Below are 17,249 nucleotides of genomic sequence, written 5' to 3' on the forward strand. Positions count from 1 at the left end.
TCAATTCAACCTACTTCTAGTCTAGTGCAGCTATCCCGCCTTCATGCGGCAATTCCAGATTCACTGCATACCATTTCCCTCTGCTAGTTGAGCGGGTGCTGGTTGATTTCCCTGGTTCGGGCTTCTCCAAGTTATCTTTTGCTTCTTTAATGCTAGGGGATTCACCTTTGCTTGGTTTGCGAGACTCACAGTTCTCCATCTGTAAGCTCTGTTACGTTTTCGCGTAACGGATAAATGTAGAATTCATTCAACGAGAGTTTAATGGAGTCCAAAAAAAGCAGCAGCCAGAAAAGTAAGGTCTTTGAAGCGAATATCACAAAATGGTTTGTTGTCTTGGTAGATGCAAGTAACTAGAGACAGCTCACTCTTTGACCAGAAAGTTAAGGAAACTCTGATGTTAGAAATACTCAAGTTGACAGATATTTTTTAGTCAGCTAATCGTTGATTCACTTAAGGGAGACTAATTTTTGTAGCAAGATTGTGTTCAACAAAGGCAACAGTCTGTTTTTGATGTTTCTTTTCAATTTTGTGACTAACTATAGCCGTAATGAATGTAAGTAGAGCGACGCAAATAAAGCTAACTGGCTAAGGCTGTCATTTTTCACTTGTCCTTCGTCATTTGTAAGGGTTTAAGGTGTATTTACGTTTCGTAACATAGTTTGATTTATTCTTGCCGACTTACTTAGCAGTATAGCACCGCATCATACCAATTTAGGATTTTGTGTAGAGACACGATATATCGCGTCTCTACATCTAGATTTATACTGCTTGTAAATTCTGCTAACTATCATTGCACTCATGTCTCAATAATACTCAGAGTTATTAAATCAGTGAACACTCAACAGTTATCAGTTATCACGGTTTGGTGTCTCTTATTTGACCACGACACCAAACACACCACTTTTTAGAAGTGGGGGACTCTGACTCCCAATTTACCCTCTTGCTAGTCGAAGGGTTGATTTACAATTTTTAACTGATAACTGATAACTGTTTTAAGCCATACCCAGCTTTAAACCACTGTTGTTTGTCTTAAACGACTGGCTGTTGATTAAAAACCCTTTTATTTTTACTTCCACCAGCACAATTCAGGTAAATAATAGGCAACATACTATGTCAAGGGTGACTGAAAAGCCAAAGCCAAGTGAGCAGCCACTTAATAGTGAACAACCTAAGATTTGGTGGGGTATCGCTGTAGCTGTGCCAATAGTAATCGCTGCTGGGATATTAGGTACGGCCAAAATTGAGCAGTTAAGAAAACTAACTACATCGGCACCAATAATGCCATCTAGCAATAGCATTAGTGCTGTAGGGCGTTTGGAACCGCGAGGCGAAGTTGTTAAATTGTCCGCCCCATCTTCAGGATTAGCACCATCGTCACGAATTCAGCAACTTCTGGTGAGAGAGGGTGAACAGGTAAAGCAAGGTCAAATTGTGGCAATTTTGGACAACCGCGATACCCAAATAGCCGGACTACAAGAAGCAAAAGCGAAAGTCCAAGAAGCCAGTGCCAATTTAGCGCAAGTCAGGGCTGGATCTCCAAGAGATATTCAAGCCCAAAGAGCAGTTATTGCTCGCCTACAAGCGCAGTTTGTTGGGGAAAGGGATGCTCAACAAGCAACGATCGCGCGGATTGCAGCTCAGTTAAGTGGGGATAAACTTGTTCAACAAGCAACAGTAAATCGCCTAGAAGCTGAACTCAGTGGGCAAAGAGATACTCTCAGAGCAACCCTTGCACGTATCCAAGCCGAACAGCGCAATGCCCAAGTAGATGCCGGACGTTATGATTTTTTATACAGAGAAGGTGCTATTTCTCAGCAAGAGCGGGACAGGAGACGCTTGAGTGCAGTAACTTCTAATCAACAGGTTGCTGAAAGCCAAGCTACCTTGAAGCAGACATTAGCAACCCTACGACAGCAACTTGCTGAGGCTAGAGCTAACCAAGTCCAAAATTTAGCAACTTTGCAACAGCAGTTAATCGAAGCCAAAGTTAACCGTGACAAAACTTTAGCAACTTTGCAAAGACAAATCGATGAAGAAAAGGCCAAACTAAGCAGAATTTTAGATGTTAGTCCTACCGATGTGCAAGTAGCCCAAGCCCAAGTTAGTAATGCGATCGCAAATGTCAGAAAAGCTGAAGCAGAACTGAGGTTAAGCTACGTCCAAACACCAATCGCTGGAGAGATTTTAAAGGTTTACACCAAGTCAGGCGAAGCGATCGGTGCAAATGGCATTGCAGAAATTGGCCAAACCAGCCAAATGTTTGTGATTGCTGAAGTCGCCGAAGACAGCATTGGTAAAGTCCGTATTGGTCAAAACGCTACTATCACCAGTGACAATGGTGCATTTAGCGGCGAATTAAAGGGAACTGTCACTGAAATTGGCAGAAAAATTGGTAAAAAAGATGTACTGAATACAGATCCAGCAGCAGATGTGGACGCCAGAGTTGTAGAAGTTAAAATTGCTCTACCTCCAGAAGATAGCCAGAAAGTTTCTGGTTTGACTTACGCCAAAGTTGTTGTGGAAATTAATAATTAATAATTAATGACGAATTACGAATTATTTTAACTGTACTTATATGCCAATACACTTGGGTTAAGCATTTCCTCCTTCTCTCTTCTCTCTGTGTTCTCTGCGCCTCTGTGGTTCGTAAAAAAAAGAGTTTCAGCCCTTAAGTGAACCCTATTGACTTATATGCCTATAATATGAATCAAAAAATACCTCTGTCTTGGCTACAACTGACAAGAGAAAAAACTCGCCTAGCTGTGGCTTTAGCCGGAATTGCTTTTGCTGATATTTTAATGTTCATGCAACTCGGTTTCCGAGATGCTTTATATTATAGTAACGTTCGATTTCATAGCAGCCTACAGGGCGAGATTGTTTTAATCAATAGTCAATCTAGCGCTGTTCTGGCCATGAGGAGCTTTTCTCAAAGACGGTTATATAAAGCTTTAGAGTTACCCACAGTCCAATCAGTACATCCGATATATTTAGACTTTACAATCTGGAAAAATCCTGTAACAGGTCGTCCTCGGAGTATCCTGATATTTGGAATTAACCCAGAAACTAACCTACTTAACTTACCTGGAGTTGAGGAAAATTTAGATAAACTTAAACTACCTGATGTCGTTCTATTTGACCGTTCTTCTAGAGTAGAGTATGGCCCAATTGCTGCGAATTATGACCAAGGAAAAACTGTAACAGCAGAAGTGCGAAGGCGGCGAATTAAAGTAGAAGGACTATTTACATTAGGTGCATCATTTGGTGCAGATGGTAATTTAATTACGAGTGATCTTAATTTTTTACGCATATTCACCAATCGTCAAAAAGGATTAATTGATATTGGGCTAATTAGATTAAAACCGGGAGCAGATGCTCAAGTTGTTGCCCAAGAATTACGCAAGTATTTACCTAATGAGGTAAATGTTTTAACTAAACAAGAATTTATTGATTTTGAGCGTAATTATTGGGCAAATAGTACAGCTATTGGGTTTATTTTCACATTAGGGACTGTCATGGGTTTCATTGTCGGAACTGTGATTGTTTATCAAATCCTTTATACAGAAGTTGCAGATCACTTAGCTGAATACGCTACTCTCAAGGCAATAGGCTATACACAAAACTATTTGTTGACAGTAATTCTTCAAGAGGCTTTGTTGTTAGCAGTTTTAGGATATTTACCGGGAATTGTTTTTGCTTTATTTATGTACAAAAGTGCTAGAGAAGCAACCCTTTTACCAGTTTTTATGAGTGTTGATCGTGCAGTAATGGTGTTGATTTTGACTATGCTAATGTGTATTATTTCCGGTGCGATCGCAGTCCGAAAATTACGTTCTGCCGACCCAGCAGATATATTTTAACTAGTTAAAATATATCTGATTTGTAACTCTATTTTCAATCAATAAATATTAGTGATAAGTAAGTTGGCGCGAAAAAACCTAAATATGTTACGAAACGTAAATAGGCTTAAAACCCTTGTAAATGACGAAGGACAAATGACAAATGACAGCCTTAGCCAGTTAGCTTTAATTGTGCCTACCTACTTAGTTCCTACAGTTCTCCCTGGAAAACACTAACTTATAGGTAACAATTTCATGATGAAACAAGAACCTGTAATTGCCATTAAAAGTCTCAATCACTATTATGGCAAAGGCGCACTGAGAAAACAGATATTATTCGATATCAACCTAGAAATTTATCCGGGTGAAATTGTAATTATGACCGGGCCATCAGGTTCAGGTAAAACAACATTACTGAGCTTAATTGGTGGTTTGCGGTCTGTACAAGAGGGAAGTTTAAAATTTTTAGGTGAAGAACTTGTTGGCGTCAGTCAAAACAAACTAGTGCAGATGCGGCGCAACATTGGTTATATTTTTCAAGCTCACAATTTGCTAGGATTCTTGACTGCGAAGCAAAATGTGCAAATGGCGGTAGAATTGAATGATAATATTTCTCAAACAGAAGCAGTGGCTAAATCAAAAGCCATGCTGGGGTCAGTTGGTCTAGAAGAACGAGTTGATTACTACCCAGACAATCTTTCCGGTGGACAAAAACAAAGAATTGCGATCGCCCGCGCCTTAGTAAATCGTCCCCCTCTAGTGCTAGCAGACGAACCAACAGCCGCATTGGACAAACAATCTGGGCGCGATGTCGTGGAAATAATGCAGAGTCTAGCCAAAAATCAGGGAACTACCATTTTATTAGTGACACACGATAATCGGATTTTAGACATAGCCGATCGCATCATAGAAATGGAAGATGGTCTTTTAACCCGTAATTCTCCCAACGCAGCTATTGAGTCATAAAGCATGAAATCAGGGGTGTACTCAAAACTAAAATCGCTAAGTAGAGCGACGCAAATAAAGCTAACTGGCTAAGGCTGTCATTTGTCATTTGTCCTTCGTCATTTATAAGGCAATACACTTGGGTTAAGCATTTCTTTGTTCTCTTTCTTCTCTTTCTTTGCGTCCAACTCTTACGAGACGCACTCGCGTTTGCGTCCTTCTCCCAGGGGGAGACGCACTCGCGTTTGCGGTAGCCTGCGGCAAGCCGTTCGCGTAGCGTCTCGTAGAGAAGCGTCTACGTTAAAAAAATTGACTTTGGCAAAAAGTTTTAGCCTTAACTGAGCTGTATTGATTTGTAAGGGTTTATAGCGGTTATCGCTTGGGTGCAGTACAGTTTTGACCTCTCTCCTTTTAGGAGAGAGGCTTTGAATCTTATACCAAGTTGCCAAAGTTAGTCTTGTTTATAATCAAGGTATGTGCTGGGCTGACTTTTAAGCAAAAAATAGCATCAAACACAACTTGGTATTACTCCCCAACGCTAGAAGGGAAGGGGCCGGGGGTTAGGTCTGTATTCCATGCAATTGAGAACCGCTATAAGGTGTATTTACGTTTCGTAATATAGTTTGGTTTATTCTTGCCGACTTACTTAGACCTGTCAGAGGGGAAGCAGGGGGAGTAATGGGAGCAACATCCTCCTCATCTCCCTGACCTTCACTTTGGCTTAATCCGAAGATTCTCCATCCCTGCGCCCAAGTTCATAAATACCGGCACCCATACAAGCTAATATACCTGTACTAATTCCCCAACTTTTACCTAAACTAATTTCCAGAACCCAGTTAAATAAAGCGCCAACTACTAAAAAAGGCACGATGCTGAACAGTGAGGCGTAAAAAGCATTTTGGGATTCTCTGGCTTTACGAGTCTTTTCAAATTCTGATTGGCTAGTGTAGAGCGATCGCTCGGCAAAGTTAAACCAGCGATTGAGTTGCTCGATTACCCATTCATTGATTCTGGAAAAACCTAGATATAGCGCCAATGACCACAAACTCGCTCCGGCGATCGCGATCGTGTCTAACTCAAAACGGAAAGGCAAAATTTCAGTCAGCATTACTTGAGGGAGTCCTGCAAAGGGTCAACTTTAGCTTTACGTAGATGCCAAATAAACCTGTTGTGCAATTTTAAGCATAAAAGCTAACAAGATTTCAACTACTTCCCAACGCGATTTCCCGCCTTTTTGGCGATCGCCAAAGCAAACTGAATTTCAATAATAAGGACATTTTACCAATGTCCAGACCGCTAGGCTACTACACATTGGCTGTCAAAAGGCTTATAGCACTCGGCATACCTTCGCTACTTGGGCGATCGCATCTGGGGCATCACCGGAAAAAGTGGCTTACTGGATCGGCGATAACGTCCAGACAGTTTTGCGGTACTAGTGCCACCCAGATGTCACCAAATCAGAGTGTCCAGATTTTTAAATGCTACTCACCCGCTACTCAAGAATGGGCTAAAAATCGTTGTAATCTAGTTAGGTGGTAATTCCAAACTAATTTCACCCAACAATCCCTTGCGAAAATCTGTTAAAAGTTGCCTTGCAGCTCGCTCTGTATCACCTTGGTAACGATGCTCCGCCAAGGCGTGCAAATAGATATCTCCGGTGTCTGATATCGAATCGAGTTGGTAGCGAGACTGTAATGGTTTTTTTGGTAATAAATCTGCAGCTACAGCTTCCAAATAGTTGAGTAAATCCACTAAGGCTGCTGCTACTAGTTGGTTATCGTAAGATGCTTCACCGATATCATCACAAATAGCTAATTTTAATGCTGCGTCTTGGTCTTCCATTCTGACAGGGATGACACCAGGAGCATCTAGCAATTCCAAATGTTCGGAAATTCGCACCCAGCGTAGTTGGCGAGTTACCCCAGGACGGGCTGCACTTTCTACTACTCGCCGTCCCAACAGGCGGTTAATCAAAGCTGATTTACCGACGTTGGGAAAACCAATCACCACAGCTCGCACTGGACGGGGTAACATCCCGCGATCGCTTCTTCTTTGATTAAGTTCTACCCCAGCAGCTTGTGCAGCCCGCGCCACTTCTGCTATACCTTTACCATGTTGAGCGTTGGTAAAATAAGGGACTTCTCCCTGACGTTTAAACCAATCTATCCACAGCGATCGCATTTGTGGCGTAATCATATCTACTCGGTTAAGTATCAACACCCGTGTCTTACCCTCCACCCACTCCGCTATTTGGGGGTGGTGAGTCGCTAAGGGAATCCGAGCGTCTCGTACCTCAAACACAACATCTACGCGCTTCAGCTGTTCTTTAAGCTTCTTTTCAGCTTTCGCAATGTGACCTGGATACCATTGAATCAGGTTTAATCTATAGTTTTGAGTTATGGCCATATTTTATTATTAACTATTAATTACTAATGCATATTATCTTGGAGCTTGTAGTGAGGACTTTAGTCCTCAAAATTAGGGCTGTTCGCGGAGCGTTCCCGTAGGGTAGCCCTTACTACAAACTAAAAGCTTTTATTTTTTGTGACACTTGCGTAAGTCCTAGCTAACTAGCCGAAGTCCAAAATCCAAAATGATATAACTCAGCACTGCTCTTTGGCTTGATGTAAAATCAGACGATTACCATCAGGGTCATAGGCATAAATTTCTCTCCCGTGAGAAGCAATGGAAATGTCTTTTGATGGAGGATAGCCCAAAGCAGTTAAGTGAGCGATCGCATCTTCTAAGTTACTCACCTCTAAACACAAACTTATCTTACTTTTGGGGTGTACACAAACCAGGTTGTCGTTAGACATCGCTTCAAATTCAGATTCTTTTGTGTTCTTTGGTTTAAAAATACCTAATCGCATACTAACCAAATTAAACTCAGCATAGACATTTGCAGTCAAAGAAACTGGCTTTTGACCCAGCAATTTACTATAGAAATTTACTAACTTTTCCAAATTAACTGATGCTATAGTGACAAATGCATGAGTGTAGTGGAAAACCATATTTATACCATTTTGGATTTGAGATTTGAGATTTTGGATTGGAAACCGCTTGCTGTATCTGGGTTTTCTCTGTCCATCTGTCGCAATCATTTTTCCAATTGGTATTACCCTCAGAAATTATGTAGCCGTTCAGGAGAGCGCACCCCCTAAACGGTTACTTTGCATGGAAAATACTGGCTCTCAAAGGTCTCTCTTAACCACCGGCGACAGCTGGGACAATACTTACTTCGTCACCATCTTTAAGAGTTGTGTCTATACCATCTAAATAACGAATATCTTCGCTATCGACATAAAAATTTACAAACCGACGGAGCTTACCTTCTTCATCGCATAACCGCGATTTAATCCCAGGAAAGCTTTGTTCTAAGGAGTCCAGCAATTCAGCAATGGTGCTACCGGTGGATTCTAGAGTAGCTTGATTATTAGTAAAACTCTGAAGAGTCGTGGGAACTAAAACTTTTACAGCCATAGAAGTAGAAAGTTAGGAGTGAGGAGTGAGGAGTGAGGAGTTAGAAGTTAGGAGTTAGAAGTTAGGAGTTAGGAATAAAGTTAAGAGTTATGGTTGACACTCTCCGACCTAAAGGTACGGAGATTCTTAAGAGATTACGCTCTTAATATCCTGATTTCTCAGGTTCCCAGGCTGACCACGTTTGCCCTATAGGGCGTAGTCATATCTCCAGAGAGAGTTTTTTGGGCGTAGACTTTCCCCCAGCCCGGGGGTAGGTTTTTAAATCTTGTACTGATTGGAGTATTTTACCATGTTCATCAACAAAATTGACTTAAGCCTAAAGGCTTGTGACTTGCTTTCATCCCGTGCCTGAAGTACGAAGTTCGGACACTTGCGTGTCCTGCTTCTCACGGGTTTTCAGCATTTCCCTTATAAAAAACTCATAACTCATAACTCATAACTCATAACTCCTAACTCCTAACTCCTAACTCATAACTCCTAACTAAACGAGGACTTGTTGCCATTCCAAGCGTTCCAGAGTACGCGATCGCTCTAGGGCACGTTCAAAACTATCGAGTTTGGCATCAATAGTCAAGGGTTCGCCAACGTAGCCTTGGATTGCTTCTTGGGTTTTTAGACCATTGCCGGTAATGTAAATCACGGTAGTTTCATCTGGATCAATTTTGCCAGCTTCTACCAGTTTTTTCAGCACGGCTACGGTTGTACCACCAGCCGTTTCTGTGAAAATGCCCTCGGTTTCTGCCAGCAGCTTGATGCCATCGATAATTTCTGCATCATTGACTGATTCAATGTTACCATCAGTCTTCTGAGCTAACTCCACAGCATAAATGCCGTCTGCTGGATTGCCGATCGCTAGCGATTTAGCAATTGTATTCGGTTTAACTGGTTTAATAAAGTCGCGTCCTTCTTTGAAGGCTTGGGCGATGGGTGAACAACCTTCAGCTTGAGCGCCGCTAAAACGGACTTTCTTGTTTTCTACCAAACCAACTTCGATAAATTCTTGGAACCCTTTATAAATTTTGGTAAATAGTGAACCAGATGCTAAAGGAGCAACAACATGATCGGGTAGTTCCCAGCCTAGTTGTTCCGCAACTTCAAAGCCTAGCGTTTTGGAACCTTCAGAGTAATAAGGACGCAGATTAATGTTGACAAAACCCCAACCATGTGTATTAGCAACTTCTGAACAAAGACGATTTACTTGATCGTAGTTGCCTTTGACGGCCATCAGGGTGGGACTGTAGATCAGGCTACCGATAATTTTACCAGCTTCTAAATCTGCGGGGATGAACACACAGCAATCTAAACCTGCGTGAGCTGCGATCGCAGCTGTCGAATTTGCCAAGTTACCTGTGCTAGCGCAAGAAACAGTAGTGAAACCTAACTCTCGCGCCCTCGATAGAGCAACTGACACTACCCGATCCTTAAAACTAAGGGTGGGCATATTAACGGCATCATTTTTTATATAAAGCTTATTTAAACCCAGGCGACGGGCAAGACGGTGAGAACGAACCAAGGGAGTCATACCCGTTCCCACATCTATAACATTGTCAGTTGCAACAGGCAAAAAGGGACGGTAGCGCCAAATTGAGTTAGGCCCAGCTTGAATTGTTTCACGAGTGACAGTTAGACGGAGGGCGTTGTAGTCATACTTGACTTCTAAAGGCCCAAAACATAACTCACAAACATTACTGGCTTTGAGTTCATATTCGGCACCACATTCTTTACACTTCAATGCTTGAAAGTAGGCAGTGCTGGCTTTGGTTTCGGTTGTGATTGCCTGAGTCATAAACTAGCTTTAATAAGTTTTGTCTGTCGCTGTCGCCTGATACTAACACGAGCAAAAATACCAGTCAAACATACCCGATAAAAATAGTCGGGTATGTTTGGTAATGAAAGGGATGATCTTTGTAAAACTTTGATATAAGTAGTCACTAATTTCAGTATTTGTGCTGTACTCATTATGTTACAAATCCAGAGATTTGCTACGATCGCAGTTCTCGCTTGGATGCAATACACTTTCAATACTGCGTAGGTTTTGCCTAAAAAATCACTCTGGTGTAGGTGTAGGTTGGGTTGAGGAACGAAACCCAACATTTTCTTTCTCTTTGTTGGGTAACACTAAAGTTCAACCCAACCTACAAATCTTCAAAACCTACGCAGTATTGGAACAGCCCCTTCCCTACCAGGGAAAGGCAGCCAATCTTCAAAGCCCCTCTGTGCGTCGGAGAGGGGTTTGGGGAGAGGTCTGCCGACTTGTGTATACACAGTAGCCTAAGTAAGTTGGCGCGAAAAAACATAAATATGTTACGAAACGTAAATAGGCTTAAAACCTTGTAAATCACGAAGGACAAATGACAAGTGACAGCCTTAGCCAGTTAGCTTTAATTGCGCCAACCTATTTAAGTAGATACTTAGCTTTCGTTGCTTTGGTTGACCACTAATACTCAGTTGTAATACGGATAGTCATTATGATTCAAATGCATTTTATGTATGATCAACTTGCATATTTTGAAATCATTTGACTCCACAGAGTACTACATAAATGACAACTAATATCCAAAAATCCTTTAATAAACATCTCCGAAAAAAATTGTTTTGACGTAGCATTGCTACGTCTCTACAAGGGTTCTGGGTAAGGCATATTTAATTTTTACCAGATGTCTAATGTATAGGCTTTAGAATTTTTTGTGTCTAATTAAAGCTACTTGTGTTACAAAATTAAAGTTAATTTTTCAGCTTTGATGCAATTATTCACAGCTATGGAACTTACTTGTATATACTGAAGACTATTTTTGCTGTAAAAGTTACATTTCTACTTGCATAGATCATTCAGCAGGACACAATCAGAAGTCACAGATATTTGCGATCGCTAGCCTTGATTCTTAAAGGTCAGCATCAACCAAGTAGATAAGTTATTTCTGCCTATTGCCTCAGTATCGTTTTTAAGGAGCGTAAATAACTTAACTCCTTAAATATGCATTCCCAAAGCGAAACGTCAAAGTTTTGGGCAGATAGAATCGGTAATCCTTAAAGGAATTGCCGAACTTTATCCTGTCTCAAAGTCCAAGATCCAAGTTCAGCAAATAAACAAACTATTTCTATGGTAAACCGAAACAAATCTGTTAACAAGCAGCGCCAGCGCTATCAATCCATAGTAGCAACAGCATTGTTAACTAGTAGCCTTTTCCAATTTATTGCGCCTGTATTAGCTGAAGGGACAGCTGCGGGTCAATCCATCAGCAACACGGCGACAGCGACCTACGAAGACCCTAACGACCCAGGGACAACCATAAATACCGCCTCTAACACTGTTGTTGTAACTGTGGCAGAAGTTGCTGGTATCACTCTCAACTCATCTGGAGTCACAGATAGCAATGGTGGTACTGTTGCGGTTGGTGATTTACTCATTTACACCTACACCTTGACAAACGTAGGTAACGACGCAACCCAATTCCGGGTTCCTAATTTAGCTAAAACAACTGGGCCTGGAACAGTTTCCGGCACATTACCAGGTGCTACAACACCCAATAACCTCCAATACAGCACTGATGGTGGCGCAAATTGGCAAAATATCACTGGTGCTGAGGCAATCATACCCTCCATCGCCCCTGGTGGTAGTGTATTAGTGCGTGTACCAGTTACCGTCCAAGCTGGCGCTCAAGCCAATGACATCATTACCGTTACCCTTGGTGAAACCCCTGGTGATGCTCAAAACCAATTGCGGAGTCCAGATGGTGGTGACGTTTACACCGTAGATAACGCCGATGGAACTCCTGGTGAAGTAAATGGCGTACCAATTAACGGTACTCGTGAAGCTAGTTCTACCCAGCAAATCAAAGTTGCTACAACAGTTAAGACATTCTCTTTAGCCGCTGTTCTTAAGACTCGCAGTGGTTACAACAATGCTGGCACAACAACGATTACAGATGACAAACTCACCTACGATTTAAGTTTGCGAGTTGAGTCTAACGATCCTACAGGACAAGGAATTACCCCAGCCGCTTTGACAGGTACAACCATTACAGTTGATGGTAATCCTGGCAAGTATATCTTAGTTTCTGATGCCATTCCTGCGGGTACAGATTTGGCAGTTGCGCCAACTGCCCCTCCTGGTTGGGAAGTTGTCTATTCCACTGATGCAGTTAGTACAAGTGATGCGAATACAGCTACTTGGACTAGAACAGCACCCCCTCTAGCCTCAGTCACTCGCGTCGGTTTTATCAATAACCCAGCAACCGTTACTTCCGTCGCTCCTGGTACAACAGTCAATGGTTTCTCAATTCAACTAGCTGTTGAATCAACTGCAACTTCACCTATAACCGTTGCTAATATCGCTCAATTGTTTGGTCAAACACCTGGCACTGACGCCCCAGTATACGACGAATCTGGTGACCAAAGCCCTAGCAACTATTTCAGTGACGGAAACCCAGCTACTATGGACTTTCCAGGAACAGATACCAATGGTGATGGTATTCCTGATATTCTGCCAACTGCCAGTGTTGATGATGGCTATATTGATACCCCATTAGCTCCGGAAACTGGCGTTGACACAGGTAACAACAACACTGGTGATGGTTCAACGGGTGGTGAAGCAAACACCTTCACAGTTCAAGCACCTGTAGCCTCAGCAGTACTTAACGGGCCACAGAATAAGCCAGATGCTACTGGGCCTTCAGGTCTGACTAACGATGACTTCACCAATAAATCTTCACTTGTTCCTGCTAATGCCTTACCTGGTTCCAAATTAGACCCCTCAGCAGTTGCCTTCACCAATACCATTAGTAATAGTGGTACTGACGCTGGAACTATTACACTAGCTCCCACGCAACCAACAAATAAACTAGATTTACCAAATGGCACTCAGGTGACTATTACTTATGCTAGTAGTTCTGCTGTCTATACCTACGATCAAGCAACAGGAACCTTTGCACCAACTAGTGGTACACCAATTACAATTCCTAGCGTTGCTCCTGGTGCAACTGTCAACTATGGTGTAGAAGTTAATCTACCAGCTAACACCGCTCTATCAACTGATACGATCGCTGACTACGCTGGCGATAAAGAATTTGGCTTCCCTGTACCGATTACTGCTTCCATTAATGCCGGCGGGACTACTAGCACAAACACCACCATCGATCGCGTCTACACTGGTTTCTTAAAACTGGTGAAAGTGTCACGAGTTCTACCAGGAACCGGCCCAGCAGTTGGTGCAGGTCAAGAGAACTTTGAGTCTACACCAACTTTTAACGGTATCGATCCGGATTCAGCAGTTGCTGATGTACCCAGAAATCCTGCTCCAGGAAACATTATTGAGTACCAAATCAGATACAAAAATATTTCTGATGCTGAAGCTGGAACCGGTAACGTGATTTTGAATGCTAACAAAGTCGTGATTACTGAAGATGGTACAAAACTCCCCAACAACTGGGCGAGAGACAACGATAGCAACACTCAAATTGATACTAGCAACGTTGTTGGTTCAGCTCAAGATTCTGGAGCTTCCACTATTCAGTTCTTCAGTGGAGATCCTGCTAATAGCTCTGGCATCGATCAAACTGGTACTACGGTTACCACCGATGTCACCAAGTATGTAAATACTGCTACCGGACAGGTTGCACCGGGTGTTCAAAGAACATTTACCTTCCAACGCAAGGTTAACTAGATAGTTTGACCTCACCCCTCTTTGCCAATAAAGAGGGGTGTAATAGTGCATCTGTGTTTGTAATTGGCGCTTTAGCGCTAAAGCGCCAACTACGAACTGATTATTTCCCAGCAACAAAAGGGAAAGATAAATCAGCAATCAACATTTTGTCAGCTTTTTGAGGTTATTAATTATGAAACGTCTTTCTTTTGCAAGTTTAGGAGCGTTCGCACTCATTGCTACAGTTCCATTTGTCAGTCAAGTGCCGGGAGTGGCTTCTCTATGGCATTCTACAAGCGCTGTTGCTCAAAATGTCCAAACTAAAGGGCAAATTCAATTGCGCTTAGAGGCTGAAAAGCAAGTGGTGGCGCAGGATCAACAAGGTAAGCAAAGCAAAACATGGCAACCTTTGAAAGGTCAAGCTGTGGTGCAACCAGGAGATGTGCTGCGCTATACCTTACTTGGTGAGAATAAGAGCGATCGCGCAGTTAAAAATCTAACTCTAAATCAGCCTATTCCTAAAGGAATGATGTACGTGCTGAAGTCTACCAACGTCACCAATAATGCAAAAGTTACGTACAGCATTGATGGTGGACGCAGCTTTGTCGAAAATCCCACTGTTAGAGTAACCCTGCCTAACGGCAAAGTGGAAACTAAACCAGCACCAGCAACTGTTTACACCCACATCCGTTTGCAAGTTCCATCAGTTGCAGCCAAGACGATAGTCAAAGCGACTTATCAAACTCAAGTGCGCTGATTGAAATTGGGCTTGTCCTTTGTCCTTGGTCATTTGTCCTTTGTAATTATGAATGACCAAGAACAAGTTTTACAGAATATTCTACTAATCAAATCGGATTACTGTAGCAGTTAACTTGCAGTAAGTAAGTTGGCGCGAAAAAACCTAAATATGTTACGAAACGTAAATAGGCTTAAAACCCTTGTAAATAACGAAGGACAAATGACAAATGACAGCCTTAGCCAGTTAGCTTTAATTGTGCCGACCTACTTAAGTACGATTTAATAATTGAGATTTTCCTAAAGAAAGCAGTGTTTTTATTAATAACAAGCTTGGCATCCCAGAGGAGATATGTTCAGTGAGCCGTCCTCAAAACCAAAAGCAAATTACTTCTAGCAATAACTGGTGGCGACGGTTAACGACAACTGTTTTCCTGGGAAGTTTTTTGCATAGTTCTATATCTATACCAGCGATCGCGCAACAGACTAACAATCTGGCTGCGTCTGTGCCATTTATAAATCAAGCTGCTTATACTTATACAGATTCTGCTAGTAATTATCAATATCAAGGAACTTCTAGTCAGCTTAACGTTAGTCCTACGCCATTAGTTGATCCATTAGGACGGATTTTAGGTTGCGGTGGCGAACTTTTACCTGACTATACAGGTTTTTCAGTAAGTGTATATGAACCGAATCCCAGCGATCCAACGGGGACAGAATTAGGAAACTTAGTTCCTCTAACTCGAACAGAGTTGCCTGATATTCCTAATAACAACATTTCCGGTGGTAAAGAGCCAAATATCGAGAATAAAAATCCTTACTTGATCACGAATAACCCTGCGGGTGTTTACAATTTCCTCCTCGATCCCAACAAAGGTCAAACGAATCCAGGTAGAACCTACATTTTAGTAGTTAATCCACCAGCAAATTCCATCTATAAACAACGACGCATCAAGATTGAAATCGTTGCTAGCACTGGCACTGAAGGTAATGATGTCGTGCGGTATGTGGCTACTTCTTTAGATGGTCAGCCAATTAGTATCCTAGGGGAGACAAGGGTCGAAGATACGATTGTTTTGGTTAACAATGCTGAAATTCAAGCACTGAAGTTATTTGCCTTTGAATTCAGTACAAATATGTGTCAACCCAATCAGGTGCAGATCATCAAAACAGGCGATCGCGCTGTGGCTGAACCTGGAGATACTGTGATCTACCGCCTCTCGGTGAGAAATCTTGCTGATGCTGGTTTGAATAATCTAGTTGTCACCGACAACCTACCTTTAGGCTTCCGCTTTTTAGCTAAATCTGTGCGGGGAGAAATAGATGGTCAGCCAGCGACTATCACCGCCGAAGGCAATGGTAACACAGTGACATTCCGAACAGATGTAACGATTCCCAGCGAGAAAGTCTTGAATATTGCCTACGCTGCTCAATTAACAGCCGATGCAGTGCGTGGTGATGGTCGTAATAGTGCGATCGCTAATGCCCGACGAGCTGACAACGGTTTTAGTACTAAGGATGGCCCAGCAACCCACCAGTTGAAAATTCGTCCAGGAATCCTCTCTGATTGTGGCACAATCATCGGTCGGGTGTTTGTTGATAAAAACTTTGACGGTGAACAACAGCCTGGTGAACCTGGGATACCAAATGCAGTAATTTTTCTGGAGGACGGAAACCGCATCACTACAGATCCCAATGGTTTGTTCTCCTTAGCTAATGCCTTACCTGGATATCACACAGGTGTATTAGACCTCAGTAGTCTCCCTGGTTATACCTTAGCTCCCAACCGAAAATTCCGCGAACGGAATAGCCAATCTCGCTTGGTGCGTTTAGAGCCTGGTGGCTTAGTACGCATGAACTTCGCTGTCACCCCCACATTTCAGGAGCCAGTCAAGAAATGAAGCCCAGACTGCACAGTGCAACTACATTTAACCTGAAATTAATTGGGGCGATGCCGATAGTAGCTCTCAGCCTTGTTTTGTTCCCTGCAATAGTCAAAGCACAACCCATCAACGAAAATCTCTTTTTTTCCGATTCCCCTTCACAAGTAGACAAAGAGGTTAAAGATCCTGATTTTTCACAAAACCTGGAAAACCTCTCTCCAAACCTCTCCCCTACAAGGGGAGAGGCTTTGAATTATACCCATATCTTGGGAAATTCCCAGCAGCAGTTTCCACCTCCGGGATTTTCTTCCACTTCTTCAGCAGCAACTACTGACACTTCAATTCCAGATGTCCAGCCAACTGAAAGGGAAATCCAACCATTTCAACCAGCAACTTCTGTCGATTTGCCCAGAAGCTTACGCAAAATTGCCGGAATAGAGGACAAGAAAGACGAACGCAAAAATCTCAAGACACAATTGCCAGCTTCTCCAACAAAAATCCAACCATTTCAACCAACAACTTCCCTTGATTTACCTAGAGGCTTACGCAAAATTGCCGGAGTAGCAGAAATTCCCCCATCCCCCTCATCCCCCCCATCCCCCCACTCCCTTGTCCCCTTCTGTAAGGTTTAATAGTTAATAGTGCAAGTGTTGAGATTTATTAAGAAGACATTATGAAATATTGGCAACTGTTAGCTAGCTTTGTCTTAGCTATGGTTCTTTTTTGGTT

At 42.4% G+C, this 17,249-nt stretch carries 15 protein-coding genes; 8 read left to right on the forward strand and 7 right to left on the reverse strand.

Going from position 1 to position 17,249, the window contains the following annotated elements:
• Nucleotides 1-16: 16 nt before the first annotated feature.
• The gene (locus LC605_RS13670) at nt 17-199 is read right to left on the reverse strand and encodes a hypothetical protein (RefSeq protein WP_229548069.1); all 183 of its coding nucleotides are present in this window, start codon (nt 197-199) and stop codon (nt 17-19) included.
• A 911-nt stretch (nt 200-1,110) separates the two neighbouring features.
• On the opposite strand from LC605_RS13670, the gene LC605_RS13675 reads away from it, so the two are divergent.
• The 3 genes from LC605_RS13675 (at nt 1,111) to LC605_RS13685 (ending at nt 4,802) form a co-directional block, all read left to right on the forward strand.
• Nucleotides 1,111-2,535 (forward strand): HlyD family efflux transporter periplasmic adaptor subunit, encoded by a 1,425-nt coding sequence (locus tag LC605_RS13675; protein WP_229548070.1) that lies wholly within the window; start codon nt 1,111-1,113, stop codon nt 2,533-2,535.
• Nucleotides 2,536-2,702: 167 nt separating this feature from the next.
• On the forward strand, nt 2,703-3,857 hold the full coding sequence (devC, locus tag LC605_RS13680) for an ABC transporter permease DevC (protein WP_229548071.1): 1,155 nt from the start codon (nt 2,703-2,705) through the stop codon (nt 3,855-3,857).
• A 237-nt stretch (nt 3,858-4,094) separates the two neighbouring features.
• Nucleotides 4,095-4,802 carry a DevA family ABC transporter ATP-binding protein gene (locus tag LC605_RS13685; protein WP_229548083.1) on the forward strand — a complete coding sequence of 236 codons (708 nt, stop codon included), beginning with the start codon at nt 4,095-4,097 and terminating at the stop codon, nt 4,800-4,802.
• A 700-nt stretch (nt 4,803-5,502) separates the two neighbouring features.
• Here the strand turns inward: LC605_RS13685 and LC605_RS13690 are convergent.
• Nucleotides 5,503-5,889 (reverse strand): hypothetical protein, encoded by a 387-nt coding sequence (locus LC605_RS13690; protein WP_229548072.1) that lies wholly within the window; start codon nt 5,887-5,889, stop codon nt 5,503-5,505.
• 176 nt (nt 5,890-6,065) lie between these two features.
• Between LC605_RS13690 and LC605_RS13695 the strand changes: the two genes are divergently transcribed.
• Nucleotides 6,066-6,320: a hypothetical protein gene (locus tag LC605_RS13695; RefSeq protein ID WP_229548073.1), complete on the forward strand. Its 255-nt coding sequence runs from the start codon at nt 6,066-6,068 to the stop codon at nt 6,318-6,320.
• On the opposite strand, the gene ylqF is transcribed toward LC605_RS13695, so the two are convergent.
• The 5 genes from ylqF to LC605_RS13720 all read right to left on the reverse strand — a co-directional run bounded on the left by ylqF (nt 6,306) and on the right by LC605_RS13720 (nt 10,355).
• Nucleotides 6,306-7,187 (reverse strand): ribosome biogenesis GTPase YlqF, encoded by an 882-nt coding sequence (ylqF, locus tag LC605_RS13700; protein ID WP_229548074.1) that lies wholly within the window; start codon nt 7,185-7,187, stop codon nt 6,306-6,308. The two genes, LC605_RS13695 and ylqF, sit on opposite strands and share 15 nt — an antisense overlap.
• 197 nt (nt 7,188-7,384) lie before the next feature.
• Entirely contained in the window at nt 7,385-7,792 is a 408-nt protein-coding gene (locus LC605_RS13705; protein WP_229548084.1) for a VOC family protein, read from the reverse strand.
• Between the two features lie 193 nt (nt 7,793-7,985).
• Nucleotides 7,986-8,261, reverse strand: a complete 276-nt coding sequence (locus LC605_RS13710; protein WP_229548075.1) for a ubiquitin-like small modifier protein 1 — start codon at nt 8,259-8,261, stop codon at nt 7,986-7,988.
• Nucleotides 8,262-8,742: 481 nt separating this feature from the next.
• Nucleotides 8,743-10,047 carry a threonine synthase gene (gene thrC, locus LC605_RS13715; RefSeq protein ID WP_229548076.1) on the reverse strand — a complete coding sequence of 435 codons (1,305 nt, stop codon included), beginning with the start codon at nt 10,045-10,047 and terminating at the stop codon, nt 8,743-8,745.
• On the reverse strand, nt 10,044-10,355 hold the full coding sequence (locus LC605_RS13720; RefSeq protein WP_229548077.1) for a hypothetical protein: 312 nt from the start codon (nt 10,353-10,355) through the stop codon (nt 10,044-10,046). The genes thrC and LC605_RS13720 overlap by 4 nt, the downstream gene beginning before the upstream one ends.
• 1,006 nt (nt 10,356-11,361) lie before the next feature.
• On the opposite strand from LC605_RS13720, the gene LC605_RS13725 reads away from it, so the two are divergent.
• From LC605_RS13725 to LC605_RS13740, 4 genes are all read left to right on the forward strand, one after another.
• A complete protein-coding gene (locus LC605_RS13725; RefSeq protein ID WP_229548078.1) occupies nt 11,362-13,923 on the forward strand; it encodes a hypothetical protein in 2,562 nt (853 codons plus the stop codon).
• A 172-nt stretch (nt 13,924-14,095) separates the two neighbouring features.
• Nucleotides 14,096-14,659: a hypothetical protein gene (locus LC605_RS13730; RefSeq protein ID WP_229548079.1), complete on the forward strand. Its 564-nt coding sequence runs from the start codon at nt 14,096-14,098 to the stop codon at nt 14,657-14,659.
• Nucleotides 14,660-14,996: 337 nt separating this feature from the next.
• Nucleotides 14,997-16,538 (forward strand): DUF11 domain-containing protein, encoded by a 1,542-nt coding sequence (locus tag LC605_RS13735; protein WP_229548080.1) that lies wholly within the window; start codon nt 14,997-14,999, stop codon nt 16,536-16,538.
• Nucleotides 16,535-17,152, forward strand: a complete 618-nt coding sequence (locus LC605_RS13740) for a hypothetical protein (RefSeq protein WP_229548081.1) — start codon at nt 16,535-16,537, stop codon at nt 17,150-17,152. Before LC605_RS13735 ends, LC605_RS13740 begins: the two co-directional genes overlap by 4 nt.
• Nucleotides 17,153-17,249: the final 97 nt, after the last annotated feature.

This window comes from Nostoc sp. CHAB 5836 (genome assembly GCF_020829445.1).
In the GTDB taxonomy this organism is placed as follows: domain Bacteria; phylum Cyanobacteriota; class Cyanobacteriia; order Cyanobacteriales; family Nostocaceae; genus Nostoc.

Coding starts and splice junctions, on each gene's coding strand:
- LC605_RS13670 (WP_229548069.1), bottom strand. CDS start 199: ATGGAGAACTGTGAGTCTCGCAAACCAAGCAAAGGTGAATCCCCTAGC.
- LC605_RS13675 (WP_229548070.1), top strand. CDS start 1,111: ATGTCAAGGGTGACTGAAAAGCCAAAGCCAAGTGAGCAGCCACTTAAT.
- devC (WP_229548071.1), top strand. CDS start 2,703: ATGAATCAAAAAATACCTCTGTCTTGGCTACAACTGACAAGAGAAAAA.
- LC605_RS13685 (WP_229548083.1), top strand. CDS start 4,095: ATGAAACAAGAACCTGTAATTGCCATTAAAAGTCTCAATCACTATTAT.
- LC605_RS13690 (WP_229548072.1), bottom strand. CDS start 5,889: ATGCTGACTGAAATTTTGCCTTTCCGTTTTGAGTTAGACACGATCGCG.
- LC605_RS13695 (WP_229548073.1), top strand. CDS start 6,066: ATGTCCAGACCGCTAGGCTACTACACATTGGCTGTCAAAAGGCTTATA.
- ylqF (WP_229548074.1), bottom strand. CDS start 7,187: ATGGCCATAACTCAAAACTATAGATTAAACCTGATTCAATGGTATCCA.
- LC605_RS13705 (WP_229548084.1), bottom strand. CDS start 7,792: ATGGTTTTCCACTACACTCATGCATTTGTCACTATAGCATCAGTTAAT.
- LC605_RS13710 (WP_229548075.1), bottom strand. CDS start 8,261: ATGGCTGTAAAAGTTTTAGTTCCCACGACTCTTCAGAGTTTTACTAAT.
- thrC (WP_229548076.1), bottom strand. CDS start 10,047: ATGACTCAGGCAATCACAACCGAAACCAAAGCCAGCACTGCCTACTTT.
- LC605_RS13720 (WP_229548077.1), bottom strand. CDS start 10,355: ATGTTGGGTTTCGTTCCTCAACCCAACCTACACCTACACCAGAGTGAT.
- LC605_RS13725 (WP_229548078.1), top strand. CDS start 11,362: ATGGTAAACCGAAACAAATCTGTTAACAAGCAGCGCCAGCGCTATCAA.
- LC605_RS13730 (WP_229548079.1), top strand. CDS start 14,096: ATGAAACGTCTTTCTTTTGCAAGTTTAGGAGCGTTCGCACTCATTGCT.
- LC605_RS13740 (WP_229548081.1), top strand. CDS start 16,535: ATGAAGCCCAGACTGCACAGTGCAACTACATTTAACCTGAAATTAATT.